Origin of the sequence: Acinetobacter sp. FDAARGOS_559, from assembly GCF_003940475.1 — a bacterium.
Lineage (GTDB): Bacteria > Pseudomonadota > Gammaproteobacteria > Pseudomonadales > Moraxellaceae > Acinetobacter > Acinetobacter baumannii.
In genome coordinates this window covers 199752-212884 of sequence record NZ_RKJG01000005.1, presented here as the reverse complement: position 1 = coordinate 212884, position 13133 = coordinate 199752, and the positions used below count along the sequence as shown (strand labels likewise).

The following is a 13133-nucleotide window of genomic DNA, read 5'->3' as shown; positions in this document are numbered from 1 at the left end:
CGTTTAGAAATGAATGACAGTACGAATTGATTTACCTTCATGCATTAAATCAAAAGCAGTATTAATGTCTTGTAGAGGCATGGTATGTGTTACAAAAGGTTCAAGTTGAATCTCACCTTTCATAGCATCTTCGACCATTTTAGGAAGTTGTGAACGGCCTTTTACTCCACCAAACGCAGTACCCAACCATTTACGGCCCGTCACTAACTGGAATGGGCGTGTCGAGATTTCTTGACCAGCACCAGCAACACCAATAATAACGGATTGTCCCCACCCACGATGTGCACATTCTAGAGCCGAGCGCATAACATTGACGTTACCAATACATTCAAATGAATGATCTACGCCCCAACCTGTCATTTCTACAATCACTTGCTGAATAGGTTGGTCATAATCTTTTGGATTTAAGAAATCGGTAGCACCAAACTGTTTAGCAAGTTCAAATTTATCTGGGTTTGTATCTACGACAATAATGCGTCCTGCTTTCGCTTGACGTGCACCTTGTACAACAGCTAAACCAATACCGCCTAGACCAAATACAGCAACTGAATCACCTTCTTGTACTTTTGCTGTGTTATGCACGGCGCCAATACCAGTAGTCACCCCACATCCCAGTAAACATACTTGTTCGTGATTCGCTTCAGGATTGATTTTAGCTAAAGAGACTTCCGCAACTACTGTATATTCACTAAAGGTTGAACAACCCATGTAATGATAAATCGGTTCGCCGTTATATGAAAAACGTGTAGTTCCATCCGGCATTACACCTTTACCTTGCGTCGCACGTACCGCAACACACAAGTTAGTTTTTCCGGATTTACAGAATAAGCATTCTTTACATTCAGCTGTATAAAGTGGAATCACGTGGTCGCCAGGTTGAACACTTGTTACGCCCTCGCCTACTTCAACTACAACACCTGCACCTTCATGACCTAAAATCGCTGGGAAAACACCTTCTGGGTCATCGCCAGATAATGTAAAAGCATCGGTATGGCATACCCCTGTATGGGTAATTTTTATTAAAACCTCACCAGCCTTGGGTGGTGCAACATCAACTTCAACAATTTCTAAAGGTTTTCCTGGGGCAAAGGCGACAGCTGCACGAGATTTCATCTTTGGGTTTCCTTTATATCATTCGGTACTTATAGTCGAGCAAAATAGATTATGTAACCGTAATACAAGAGCTTAATTTTGCTTAAATTAAAATTGGCTTTCATGACAATCCATCACAGCATAGCCAGTCAGAAACGTCTAAGCAAGCCTGTACTAAAAAAAGAAGAAAACCTCCTAGATGAAGAGGTTTTCTATCAGATTACTTCTCTTATAAACAGCTTATGTTTACTTAGAGGTAAATATCTGGTGGATACGGTATGTTATCACTAATTGGTGAGTAAAGCGTATTTTCAACAAAGAAGCCATTTGGGGCTTGGGTCGTATCAATTGTAATTGAATCGAACATGACTTGCGGATAGGCCCAGATAAACTGCTTCATTAGGCCAAGAGATACGTTATTTTTCATATAGCCAAAAATCCTCTGCCAAATTGGAGTCCGATAAGGTTTGTTATTGTCGAATCCATAGATATAAGCAATAGATGCATCTGGTACAAATCCAGATAAATAAGCAACTTTATTTGCCGGATAACCTAAATCTTGAGTTGGGATCTGAGAAACGGCTAATCCCTACCAAGTCATTTGTCATACGTGATCTAAAAGATGCTTCAAATCCATTTCCATAATTTGTAATGGCAAAAGACGTGGTTTGTGGGCCGTCTATTCTCCAGTAAATAGGACTAAACCGATCAATAAGTGTATTTTGGGTAATTGGATGAGGTGATGTATTAGTATTATTTTGCATATTTTGTCGATTAGTTATCATGACGTCATTCTCTTAATGTATTAAGAAGTTTTATATTAAATAAGTATTCTTATTTTACTGTTCAGATAAGTAACAATGACGTTTAAATTATTTACAGTGAATAATTTTAAAAAGCCCAAAATAAACTTAAACAAAAAACTTAATATTATTCTAAAATATTTTTTCTACCGAGGAGACTATAAATGTCAAAATTTATACAGCCTATCAATTTTAAGGCTTTGTTTATATTTGCTCCTCTTCTGTTTGTATCAATAGGTTGTAGTGAAACGCTATATTCCCAAACAATCCCATCAGTAAACTCTTCTTCAGAGAATATAGACTATCCAGAGATCGATACAGCATTAGGAGAAAAGTTACAACCAAATGAGGAAGTAATAGCTCATCAAATAACTCAAGTTATTGAGAAGTCGATTCGTGAACAGTATACGGCGGGAAATGCTTTACGTGATGCACACACTAAAGCGCATGGATGTGTTCGTGCTGAATTTCATGTACTTAAAAATATACCAGCTCAACTTGCAAAAGGTATTTTTATTCCAGATAAAAACTATGAAGCATGGATTCGTTTTTCGAATGCTTCTAATGATGCTTCTAGAGCAGATATTGAAAAAGACGCACGTGGAATGGCAATAAAAATCTTAGGTGTATCAGGTCAGAAAATTTTAGAAAATGAAAAAGTGGCCACAACTCAAGACTTTATTATGATTAATCACCCCGTCTTTTTTGTAAATGACGGGCAAAAATACCTTTCTTTTATGAACGATCTAAATAGCCATAATATGATCAGAAAGCTTCATATTCCATTTGCCTTAGGTTTTAAAGGTACTATGAATGCTTTAGGCGCGCGTAATTCTAAAATTGCAAATCCATTATATGCACGGTACTGGTCTATGGTGCCCTATCAATTAGGTTTAGGTGTCGACCGTCAAGCGATTAAATACTCCGTAAGAAATTGCTCTACAGTGGCTACAGCTCTACCTGATCATCCTAGCTATAATTTTTTGCGAGATGCTTTAAAAGATACATTGCAAAAGCAAGACGTGTGTATGGAATTTCTTATACAGCCAAGAACTTCGACTAAAATGCTGGTTGAAGATGCAATGACCGAGTGGAAAGAAAATGAAGCACCTTTTTATCAAGTTGCGACCATTCATATTCCAAAGCAAAGCTTTGATACACCTGAACAGAATCAATTTTGTGAAAATCTCTCTTTTACACCGTGGCATGCTTTACCTGAGCATAAACCGCTTGGCGCAATAAATAGAATGCGTAAAATTATTTATGAAAATATAAGCAGAGTTAGACACGATATCAACTCAGCTCCCCGACAAGAACCCAAAAACTAATTTAAGTATAAAAGAACTGCCAATAATCAAAGCAGTTCTTTATAGTTCAGTATTTGATGAGGATGGCCATAGATTTTCTAATTTCTATACATCAATTTCTCAGCAATAGAGCTTAGGTTGGCTAAATTCTTTTTTATTGGATAATCTCCTTTACTTGTATCTATGGTGATCCGATCAATGAAGTCTGCTAACCATAAAATAAATTCTTCTTCATTTTTATAGCTAGGAATCAGACTGCTATCAAATTTGAGCAATACTTCATCTTGAGGGTTAAGCAGCGAACCACTGAAATCTAAAAAATTATATAAAAATTTTAATTCTGTTCCTGTAATGGCTTTTTTTATTTCTATAATTAAATTATTTAAGCTTTTTAGATAATTGCTTGAAGAATCTTGTTTAATATTTTTAGAAATTTTTTCTGCTAATAGTAAGTATTTTGGCATTTCTATCTCCTTATCAATTTTTTATAAAATATGAGTATAAAATTAAAGTTATAAATTTAAGTTTTCAGTTTTTATTGAAGTGTTATTTATTTTTTAAAATTAATAGAGTTTTATGTAAGTTGCAACTTTTTATTATTTTAAAGTGTGGACTACTTTGAATTATATTCTGAGTAAATTAATAGGTTTTATATGATTACTGAATTAAACTATGCTCTTCTTTAAAATAAATAAGCTCAACACTTTTAATTATTGAGCCTATCTTTAATTGGCTTAGTATGACTGAAGTATTTCACTTTAAACTTAAGTCATTTTATGGGAACTCTTCATTTTATGAATTTTCCCACACTTTCTGCATTCTCTGACTTCATCATGTGAAATATCAAAATCATATTCCCAGATGTGCATGCAGAAAAATTGTCTAATATTATGGAGCATAGACACCTCCTTAAAAAAACCAACAATTATGGAAGTTTTTTAGAAATTCAGAATTCTTCTAGACTCAATTGTCTAAAAGGGAAATTTTTCACCATATCTTTTTTGAAAGGTATGTGAAAAAGATTAAGTTGAAGCAAAAAGAAAATATTTCAAAATATCTTATCTCCTTACTCAATGAATATAAGTAAAAGGTAGCACTAATCTATGTATCTGTTTTTATAGGGAACAAGTGAGTTCTGTTTACAATGAAAACTTATGTGAAGAGATTGAGATAAAAAAGAGATTAAGCCACAAAAAACCGCCCCAAAAGGCGGTTGCTGAATTTTAACAGCTATGAATAGAAGTACGGCAGAAACCCTTCTATATTTCTTATCACATTATTTTTCTTCGTTTATAATTTTCATAAAAGCTTCAGATTTAAAATAGTTAATGATCAGTTCACCTTCATCATCTGGATGTGTAGATTTTGCTGGTGTCTTAGCGTTGTCAAATTCGCAATTAAACTTAAAATCGGGCGGAATAAATTTTGAGATAGGTGGAAGATGGGTTTCCCCGCCTGTCGTCATTCGTTCTATAAATCCAGCTAACCATAAAATATATTCATCTTTATTTTTATGACTAGGCATGAGGCTAATATCAATTTTGACGGCACATTCATCTAGTGGCTTTGTTAAACATTCGTCAAAGTCAATAAAATTATATTTAAGCTTAAACTTTGTGCCTTTGATTTCCTTACGAATCACACCTATTAAGTTATTTAAATGCTCGGTCGGAGTATCAGAGAAAAGATCATCTTCTTTAATTTTTTTATACACCTTTTCAGCAATCATTAAATATTGTGGCATTTCCTATCTCCTTCCTTCCTCTTTCTGGCTGGTTGCTTACTCAGCTTTTTAAGGAAGTATGATAGAAATCATGTGTTGTAATGTAGTTGTTGGTAACTTAATTGTAAGTAATGTAAAGTTATGAAATATGAGTATCTAATAAAACGCATCTTATACCGACAAAGAGAACTACGTCACTGTTTTACTTATAAAAAACGTAAACTATCGAAATAATTGTTTGCAATAAAATACAGCTCACATAATTAGGTTGATTAGTCATATATAACTATAGAAAATTTAAAAAATATTTTATAAGCCTCTGTTTTTATTATATTTTAAATTTTAATCTTCTTAGATTATAACAAAATCATACAGTTATTGTGAATTTTGACATATAAATTGCATATAAGAATGCTCTTATAGCTCTAACTTGGATGCAAATTAAATGCTTACATGATCAATCGGCTATATGAGCAGTACAGTACTATGGCCTTAAGTGCTTGGGGCTTTACTGATTTACCTTCTTATACAGATAAATATGATCCTAATGAGAAAGATATAGTGATAAAGACAAATAATTGGTTGAATGATGAGGCAGCAGAGGAAAAAACTCAGCAAGGTCTTACTGCCTTTGTAGCTCTTGATGACGCATTCATGAGTATTGCATCACGGATTTATTTAATTAGAAATGCCAAGGAAACGATTGATCTACAATACTACATTTGGACCAATGATTTTGTGGGGAACCTTATTTTACATGAGCTGCTCAAGGCAGCGGATCGTGGCATCAAAGTTCGCTTATTAATTGATGATCAAAACGGTATAAAGCTCGATGGTATATTAAGAAGCCTTTTACAGCATACCAACTTTGAAATTAGATTATTTAATCCTTATAAATTTCGATACTTACGTATCTTTGATTATCTGTTCCGATTTAAAAAAGTAAATCATCGTATGCACAATAAACTTATTATTGCAGATGGATCGATTGCAGTAACAGGCGGTAGAAATATTAGTAGTGAATATTTTGAAGCAAGTAGTAAGTTTCAATTTACGGATATGGATATCTTATTTTACGGGCATGCAGTACGCCATGCCCAAGCTGTATTTGCTGATTTTTGGGAAAGTACCTTAAGTGTAAATGCAACTGAGATTATCGGAACTTGTGCTGAGCACCATTTAAAAGCTTTAAGAGAGCACTATGAACAACTCCACCACGAAGACCATAGCCTCACTGAAGATAAGCTTTACGATGCACAGAGCTATTTAAAAGAGCTTTTAGAGCATAACCCTATTCAATGGTCTAAGGCCCATTTTGTTGCTGACTCTCCGAAGAAAATACTGGGCACTGCAACTCAACATGAAATGCTTTATGGCCAAGTCATGTCTATTATGGGTAAACCTAAGCAACATTTAGAATTAGCTTCAGCTTATTTTGTACCTACCCAACAAGGCACTTATTACTTAAAGCAACTACGAGTTGAAGGTATAAAAGTCCGCGCTTTAACAAATTCTTTTGCTGCAAATGATGTTGCGATCGTACATGCCTTTTATAGCCAATACCGTGTAGAAATGCTTAAGAATGGTATTGAACTGTATGAGTTTAAACCTGTTCTGGAACGACGACGTAGAACGTGGTACGAAATCGTAACAGGCAGCGTTATACCAGCAAAAGGAAAAAATAAGTCGAGCTTGCATGCCAAGTTTTTTGATGTAGATGGCAAAGTCTTTATAGGATCATTTAACTTTGACCCCCGCTCTACCTATTTAAACACCGAAGTAGGTTTGGTGATTGAGTCCAGTCAATTACAAACTCAGATTTCTGTCATGTTAGATCAACATTTACCTCAAGTAGCATATCAACTTAAGCTAAATAGCCAAGGCCAAATTACTTGGCTAGATTACCAACCCAACGGACAAGTCATTGAATATGATAAAGACCCGGGAACCAGCCGTTTTCAGAGAACAATGATTAAAGCTGTCTCTTATTTGCCAATTGAGTGGATGATGTAATTTTCTTATTACAAGAAACCGATTTCCTTGAAGAATTTCTGATAGGCTTCTGCTTTTTTCTCGAGAGCTAATGGATATGCTCTAGAAGATGACGGTAATCGATATAAATTAATATCGCGGTCTGCAAAATAAGTTGATGTAGATGTCCCAATTAAAGGTTTTTCCGTGTTCTCAGGTAAAACTGAGATTAAGGTATCTGTGGCTTTATCGCCCGTAGTCATAATAGTGTGGCATTGAGGAATCTGTTTCAATAAAACCGCTAAGTCTGTCGGAGTGACAATTTCAAGAAACTTATCTGAAGCATTGCCCTTTAGGCGTTTAATTTGATACGCCGTATCAAAAATAGCAATGCCTGTCTCAATCAGGAAACTGCGGATAGCTTCTTCGTTAAAGCTTTTTTGATTCTCACTTAAAAAATAAGTTTTATCTTGAAAAAAGATTAAACCAAAAATTCTCCACATATCGTTTTGAAAGTTCGGATAGTAAAAGTCCATCTTCCATTTATTACGTGGTGGTGGAAAACTTCCTAACATTAATAAACGGGCATTTTCTGGCAAAAACGGTTGCAGTGGATGGGTCTCTATCTCAATTATCATAAAAAATCAGTATTTACTTCAAAATTTATAAATAACTTAACGTATTTTAAGGTTAATCACGAGTCAAGAAGTGCAAATTATCTTAATTAAATGTATTGAGGCGAAACGTTTTGTTGTTTCGCCTCAATCATTTCTAATTTTATATTCATGCTAAAAACCAAAATATTTAAGAATTTAAAACTTTAAAGACTTTCCCTGTTCTGGGATGAGCAAAGGTATTATCTTGGTCTAAATTGATAACTTTATCTGAAATCACAATCTTGGAAAGCGGTAACCAGTTTTGTTCGATTTCAGCCGAAGCTAAATTTTTCTCCAATGTATTTTCAAAAATTTGCTCTACCACAATTTCCATCCCACACATACTTTTCGCATTAACTTCTTTTAAAATATGGCGCTTTGACATTCTAATCTCCATTTTTTTATTCTTAACATAAAAAATAGTAAAGGGTGTTTTGCTACAATGTGTAAAATTTAACATTTGAAGTGTTTTTTTTGTTTTAAACATATTTATTTAATAATTAAATGAATAGTGGAATATCTTTAAAAATAAGTTTTATTATTAAATTAACTTATTAAAGCTATCTTTATTTTAAGTAAAATTAATTTTATAAAAAATAATATTTAAAGGGCTCACGTATGAACCCTTGCATTTAACTTTAAACCTGGACAGCATTATCGAGTGAATTGTCATCTTTACTCTTATTATTATCCTTACTAATCAATGAGTCAGTATTACTATCAGTAGAGAAGCTCTTACTATTCTTTTGCTTTTTCTTGTACATACACATGCCAATCGCAATACCTGTTCCTACTACTAAAATTGACTTTAACATTTTGCACCTCTTCAATTGACGGAGAAACTTCTGAGAAATCAACTTAAATTAATAGCATATTCTTTGTTATTTAAGGGCTTTCATTTGAGCCGCTTTTGTAAGGTATTTAATTTTTATGTTAATTAAAAAGTATAATATTTTGAGAAAATAAATTTTGATACAAAGCAAAAAGCCTATTCTCAAAACAGAATAGGCTTTCTACTGTATTTCAGGATTAAGCAGTATTATTAATTGCTTTAAGCAATCTTATTTATATTTAAATACAATTCCAATGTATTTAATGCTGAACTTTTAGTCAAGATAGGAAAGCGATGATTTGCAATTAATTGGCTATTCTTGTGATGAGGTTCTCATTTTGTAATTAAGCAAAAGAAAACGCCCATTTCTACTTCTCAAAAAGAAATGAGCGTAAGTGAAAACCACTAAAGACCTGAAATACCAAATGTTCTTACATTTAGTAATGTTGATTCTAATTAACTTAGCAATTGGTTGACAATTAAACTAGTTGTACTTTTTTTAGTCATTTCGGCCAATAAAAAATGTAAAATAATTCGCTATTTTTAATATATTTAGCAATAAATTATTTACTTAGGATGCGATTGAGCACGGTTAGCCAGTTAGAAAAACAAATTTTTTCTATAATCTCATTCGAATAATGTCGCTTTTGCATTGCTTCAATCAGTAGGTGTAGTCCCCTTACATCTTCAATTTCATGACTAATCAGTGCTCCATCAAAGTCAGAACCAAAACCGACATGATTTTCTCCCATTTGATCTATTAAATATTCAAGATGTTCTAAAAGTACCTCAATGGATGTATTTGCATCACGCTGCCCGTCTTTACGCAAAAATGCGACATCAAAATTTAACCCGACTATGCCTTTAGAGTCCTTAATTGCTTTAAGTTGGTTATCTGTTAAGTTTCTGGCTTGTGGACATAAAGCATGAACATTTGAGTGAGTTGCGACAATTGGCTGCTGAAGAATGTTAGCTGTATCCCAAAAAGCTCGTTCATTCATATGGGAAACATCAATCACCATTTTTTTATCAGCACAGCGCTTTATAAATGCTTTACCTTCGTTTGTAAGCCCTGCTCCGGTATCAGGTGAATGCGGAAACTTGGCATTTAAACCATGTCCAAAACGACTTGGTCTATTCCAAAGTGGACCGATGCTACGAAGCCCGGCATCATAAAATACATCGAGTAAATCTGGATTATGTTGTAATGCTTCAGCACCTTCCATATGCAATACAATGGCTAACTTTTGCTGTGTTAGGCAGAGCTGGATATCCTGAACAGTTGTGCAAATTTGAATGTCGTTAGAGTACTCGGCAAGTTGTTTTGCTAAATCGAGCTGTGCCAAACAAATGTGTTCAATTTGCTGTTGCGTGAAGTCAGATGCGTCTTGGTCAAATAGTTTGTTGGGATGATGCTGCTTAACATAATGAAAAGGCGGCAAGAAAATAGCAAACATACCGCCAACAAAACCGGCTTGTTGGCAACGTTTTAAATCGAGATGTCCGGCTAAACCTTCTTGAATAAAAGCTTGAGCAGGATTGTTATGATCACTTAACCACAATCGGGTTAGTACATCATTATGGCCATCAAAAACAGGAAATGTGCTATGGTTCATATCGGTTTTCTCATAGCTAATCATCTACAATATTTTGAACCGGAATGTTTTGTTGAACCGTGAATTGCTTTGAATTTCGGCTATTACGGAACACCAATTTTTCCAGAGAGGAATCAATTTCGCTCTCGGCACGTGCCTGTTCAATGAGTTGATGATACGGCGATTTACTACAAACAGGGTCTGCGTTACTTGCGTCACCTGTTAACATATAAGCTTGACAACGACAGCCACCAAAGTCGCGGTCTTTATCTGGGCAACTACGGCATCCTTCTGGCATCCATGCATCACCACGGAAGTGGTTAAAACCGGTAGACTCATACCAGATTCTTGATAGGCTTTGTTCACGAACATTTGGGAAAGAAATCGGTAATTGTCTTGCTGCGTGACAAGGCAGTGCCATACCATCTGGAGCAACTGTAAAGAAAATTTTACCCCAGCCATTCATACAGGCTTTTGGTCTTTCTTCGTAATAATCAGGCACTACAAAAATAAGTTTGCAAGGATGATTTTGCGCTTTTAACTTTTCCCGATATTCATTGGTAATACGTTCAGCACGTATGAGTTGTTCTTGTGTCGGTAATAAACCCTGACGGTTTAAAAACGCCCAACCATAAAACTGGCAAATTGCTAGTTCGACTGTATCTGCATTAAGTTCTAGGCAAAGCTCAATAATTTTATCGATCTGGTCAATGTTATGCCGATGAATTACAAAATTGAGGACCATCGGATAATCATATTTCTTAACAAGTCGGCACATTTCATACTTTTGTTCAAAAGCATGTTTCGACCCTGCTAAAGCATCATTAACGACCGGATCACTCGCTTGAAAGCTGATTTGGATATGGTCTAGGCCAGCTTGCTTTAAATGCGAAATACGCTGTTCGGTAAGTCCCATGCCTGAGGTAATCAGGTTGGTGTAGAAGCCTAGTTGGTGTGCATGCGCCACAAGCTGTTCCAGATCTTGACGCACCAAAGGTTCACCACCGGAAAAACCGAGTTGTACTGCCCCCATTTGACGCGCTTGATCAAAAACATCAAACCACTCTTGTGTGGTCAGTTCATTTTTATGCTGTGCGTAGTCTAAAGGGTTTGAGCAATATGGACATTGTAGCGGGCAACGATAAGTTAACTCCGCTAATAACCATAAAGGTAGACCAACACCTTCTGTCATACTAAATCAATCCAGTGTTGTTGCTGGGCAACTAACATGTAATCAATAACATCGTTGTCAATTTCGGCTATATCACCAAATTGTTGCTTGAGCTGGGCAATAATTGCAGAAACATTATTTTTCCCATCAATATATTGTCCAATGGCCCCTGCACTTTCATTTAATTTGATCATGCCTTCAGGATATAAAATGACAAAACCATTTTGAGCAGGCTCAAATTGAAAGCGATAACCTTGGCGCCAGGTAGGCACAAGATTTACATCAAATTGTTCTTTATTCATTTAAATAGTCCTTTGTGCCATACTCGTTCTTGAGTCACGCTATGATACGGTGCTTCATTGTGTACATATGCCAGTGTTAAAGCATCCAAAATGCTCCATAAAATATCCAGTTTAAACTGTAATATTTCCAGCATTCTTTGTTGTTGTTCATGAGTAGTAAATGAATCAAGCGTGATTGTTAAACCATGTTCAACATCACGGCGTGCTTGACTTAAACGAGAGCGGAAATATTCATAGCCCTTGTCATCAATCCAAGGGTAATGCCGTGGCCATGATTCAAGTCGAGACTGATGAATTTGAGGCGCAAATAGCTCAGTTAAAGAACTGCTTGCTGCCTCACGCCATGACGCACGGCGTGCAAAATTTACATAGGCATCTACAGCAAATCGTACACCCGGCAAAACCAATTCTTCGGAAATCACTTGCTCACGACTCAAGCCTACAGCTTCGGCTAACCGTAACCATGCTTCTCGTCCACCGCCATCAGGATATTCGCCATCTTGGTCAATCATGCGTTGAATCCATTCTTGACGCACACGTTGATCAGGACAATTTGCCATGATCGCGGCATCTTTGAGCGGAATATTGATTTGATAGTAGTAGCGGTTTGCAACCCAAGCCTGAATTTGTTGTTGAGTGGCTTTACCTTCATACATCATCACATGAAATGGATGATAGATATGATAATACTGACCTTTATCAATAATGGCCTGTTTAAATTGTTCGGTCGTTAAAGCTTCAGGTGTTTGAGTCATGTTTCACCTTAGAGTTCAATTTGCATGCCATCAAAGGCAACTTCTACACCATTTGCTTTTAGTTCAGCAAATTGAGCAGAGTCTTCATTTAAAATCGGATTGGTATTGTTAATATGAATTAGCACTTTCTTTGGTGTATTGAGTTGGTTTAAGTAAGATAACGAACCGCCTTCACCACTAATATATAAATGCCCCATTTCACGGCCAGTTTTTTTCCCTACACCGGTTTGCTGCATTTCATCATCTGTCCATAATGTGCCATCAATCATGACGCAGTCAGAATCTTGCATAATCTGCATGATTTGATCATCAATCTTTCCCAAACCTGGCGCATAGAATAACTGATTTTGCGTTTTATGATCTTTAATAATCAAGGCAATATTATCGCCCTCATGCGGGTCATGGCGATGTGGAGAATATGGGGGTGCCGCGCTTTGAATAATTAAGGGGAAAAATTCTAAATTTTCGAAACCATCAATTTTAAAAGCTTGTTTAGGATCAATTTGGTGATATTGAAGACCACCATTCCAGTGTTTCAGCATATTGAATACCGGAAAACCCGTGGTGAGATCTTGATAGACCATTTCAGTACACCACACATTCATTGGGCAGCCTTCACGTAAAGTTAACAGTCCAGTGGTATGGTCAAGTTGGCTATCCATTAAAATAACATTGGTAATACCAGTATCACGTAATTTTCGCGCTGGTTGAGCCGCTTTAAAATCAAATAATTGTTGACGGATATCTGGTGATGCGTTTAATAAAATCCAGTCTACGCCGTTTTCTGAAATTGCAATTGAAGATTGAGTACGCACTTTGGCATTAATCGTACCTGTACGAACACCATGACAATTAGGACAATTACAGTTCCACTGAGGGAAACCGCCTCCAGCTGCTGAACCTAAAATATAAATATGCATAAAATT

Annotated in this window: 13 protein-coding genes and 1 pseudogene; 2 read left to right on the top strand and 12 right to left on the bottom strand. The window is 35.7% G+C overall.

From position 1 onward, the window contains the following. Positions 1-3: 3 nt before the first annotated feature. Both EGS71_RS02490 and EGS71_RS02485 read right to left on the bottom strand, forming a co-directional pair. Positions 4-1113, bottom strand: a complete 1110-nt coding sequence (locus EGS71_RS02490) for an S-(hydroxymethyl)glutathione dehydrogenase/class III alcohol dehydrogenase (RefSeq protein WP_000842124.1) — start codon at positions 1111-1113, stop codon at positions 4-6. A gap of 229 nt (positions 1114-1342) precedes the next feature. Then, a pseudogene (locus EGS71_RS02485) lies at positions 1343-1675 on the bottom strand (phage capsid protein); the annotation flags it as partial. 384 nt (positions 1676-2059) lie between these two features. On the opposite strand from EGS71_RS02485, the gene EGS71_RS02475 reads away from it, so the two are divergent. Next, positions 2060-3223: a catalase family protein gene (locus EGS71_RS02475; protein ID WP_000032774.1), complete on the top strand. Its 1164-nt coding sequence runs from the start codon at positions 2060-2062 to the stop codon at positions 3221-3223. A gap of 77 nt (positions 3224-3300) precedes the next feature. On the opposite strand, the gene EGS71_RS02470 is transcribed toward EGS71_RS02475, so the two are convergent. Both EGS71_RS02470 and EGS71_RS02465 read right to left on the bottom strand, forming a co-directional pair. Next, positions 3301-3666, bottom strand: a complete 366-nt coding sequence (locus EGS71_RS02470) for a hypothetical protein (protein ID WP_001127350.1) — start codon at positions 3664-3666, stop codon at positions 3301-3303. A gap of 812 nt (positions 3667-4478) precedes the next feature. Next, entirely contained in the window at positions 4479-4946 is a 468-nt protein-coding gene (locus EGS71_RS02465; protein ID WP_001136787.1) for a hypothetical protein, read from the bottom strand. Positions 4947-5378: 432 nt separating this feature from the next. Between EGS71_RS02465 and EGS71_RS02460 the strand changes: the two genes are divergently transcribed. Then, entirely contained in the window at positions 5379-6938 is a 1560-nt protein-coding gene (locus EGS71_RS02460; RefSeq protein ID WP_031946207.1) for a phospholipase D family protein, read from the top strand. An 8-nt stretch (positions 6939-6946) separates the two neighbouring features. Here the strand turns inward: EGS71_RS02460 and EGS71_RS02455 are convergent, their stop codons facing one another. The 8 genes from EGS71_RS02455 to pqqB form a co-directional block, all read right to left on the bottom strand. Further along, positions 6947-7534, bottom strand: coding sequence for a uracil-DNA glycosylase family protein (locus EGS71_RS02455; RefSeq protein ID WP_000582742.1), 588 nt, complete (start codon positions 7532-7534; stop codon positions 6947-6949). A 166-nt stretch (positions 7535-7700) separates the two neighbouring features. After that, positions 7701-7937: a hypothetical protein gene (locus EGS71_RS02450; protein WP_000044010.1), complete on the bottom strand. Its 237-nt coding sequence runs from the start codon at positions 7935-7937 to the stop codon at positions 7701-7703. 253 nt (positions 7938-8190) lie between these two features. Further along, positions 8191-8367, bottom strand: a complete 177-nt coding sequence (locus EGS71_RS02445; protein WP_000920233.1) for a hypothetical protein — start codon at positions 8365-8367, stop codon at positions 8191-8193. Positions 8368-8947: 580 nt separating this feature from the next. Continuing rightward, positions 8948-10000 (bottom strand): dipeptidase, encoded by a 1053-nt coding sequence (locus EGS71_RS02440; protein ID WP_001016767.1) that lies wholly within the window; start codon positions 9998-10000, stop codon positions 8948-8950. Positions 10001-10016: 16 nt separating this feature from the next. Beyond that, positions 10017-11171, bottom strand: coding sequence for a pyrroloquinoline quinone biosynthesis protein PqqE (gene pqqE, locus EGS71_RS02435; protein ID WP_000134723.1), 1155 nt, complete (start codon positions 11169-11171; stop codon positions 10017-10019). Next, complete coding sequence (gene pqqD, locus EGS71_RS02430) at positions 11168-11452, bottom strand: pyrroloquinoline quinone biosynthesis peptide chaperone PqqD (protein ID WP_001031360.1); 285 nt, start codon at positions 11450-11452, stop codon at positions 11168-11170. The genes pqqE and pqqD overlap by 4 nt, the downstream gene beginning before the upstream one ends. Continuing rightward, positions 11449-12207 (bottom strand): pyrroloquinoline-quinone synthase PqqC, encoded by a 759-nt coding sequence (pqqC, locus tag EGS71_RS02425; RefSeq protein ID WP_000195113.1) that lies wholly within the window; start codon positions 12205-12207, stop codon positions 11449-11451. Before pqqC ends, pqqD begins: the two co-directional genes overlap by 4 nt. A gap of 8 nt (positions 12208-12215) precedes the next feature. Then, positions 12216-13127 carry a pyrroloquinoline quinone biosynthesis protein PqqB gene (gene pqqB, locus EGS71_RS02420; RefSeq protein ID WP_000548475.1) on the bottom strand — a complete coding sequence of 304 codons (912 nt, stop codon included), beginning with the start codon at positions 13125-13127 and terminating at the stop codon, positions 12216-12218. Between the last annotated feature and the right edge of the window lie 6 nt (positions 13128-13133).

Excerpts from the sequence above, each read along its gene's own strand:
- EGS71_RS02490 (WP_000842124.1), bottom strand. The coding sequence starts at position 1,113 with ATGAAATCTCGTGCAGCTGTCGCCTTTGCCCCAGGAAAACCTTTAGAA.
- EGS71_RS02475 (WP_000032774.1), top strand. The coding sequence starts at position 2,060 with ATGTCAAAATTTATACAGCCTATCAATTTTAAGGCTTTGTTTATATTT.
- EGS71_RS02470 (WP_001127350.1), bottom strand. The coding sequence starts at position 3,666 with ATGCCAAAATACTTACTATTAGCAGAAAAAATTTCTAAAAATATTAAA.
- EGS71_RS02465 (WP_001136787.1), bottom strand. The coding sequence starts at position 4,946 with ATGCCACAATATTTAATGATTGCTGAAAAGGTGTATAAAAAAATTAAA.
- EGS71_RS02460 (WP_031946207.1), top strand. The coding sequence starts at position 5,379 with ATGATCAATCGGCTATATGAGCAGTACAGTACTATGGCCTTAAGTGCT.
- EGS71_RS02455 (WP_000582742.1), bottom strand. The coding sequence starts at position 7,534 with ATGATAATTGAGATAGAGACCCATCCACTGCAACCGTTTTTGCCAGAA.
- EGS71_RS02450 (WP_000044010.1), bottom strand. The coding sequence starts at position 7,937 with ATGTCAAAGCGCCATATTTTAAAAGAAGTTAATGCGAAAAGTATGTGT.
- EGS71_RS02445 (WP_000920233.1), bottom strand. The coding sequence starts at position 8,367 with ATGTTAAAGTCAATTTTAGTAGTAGGAACAGGTATTGCGATTGGCATG.
- EGS71_RS02440 (WP_001016767.1), bottom strand. The coding sequence starts at position 10,000 with ATGAACCATAGCACATTTCCTGTTTTTGATGGCCATAATGATGTACTA.
- pqqE (WP_000134723.1), bottom strand. The coding sequence starts at position 11,171 with ATGACAGAAGGTGTTGGTCTACCTTTATGGTTATTAGCGGAGTTAACT.
- pqqD (WP_001031360.1), bottom strand. The coding sequence starts at position 11,452 with ATGAATAAAGAACAATTTGATGTAAATCTTGTGCCTACCTGGCGCCAA.
- pqqC (WP_000195113.1), bottom strand. The coding sequence starts at position 12,207 with ATGACTCAAACACCTGAAGCTTTAACGACCGAACAATTTAAACAGGCC.
- pqqB (WP_000548475.1), bottom strand. The coding sequence starts at position 13,127 with ATGCATATTTATATTTTAGGTTCAGCAGCTGGAGGCGGTTTCCCTCAG.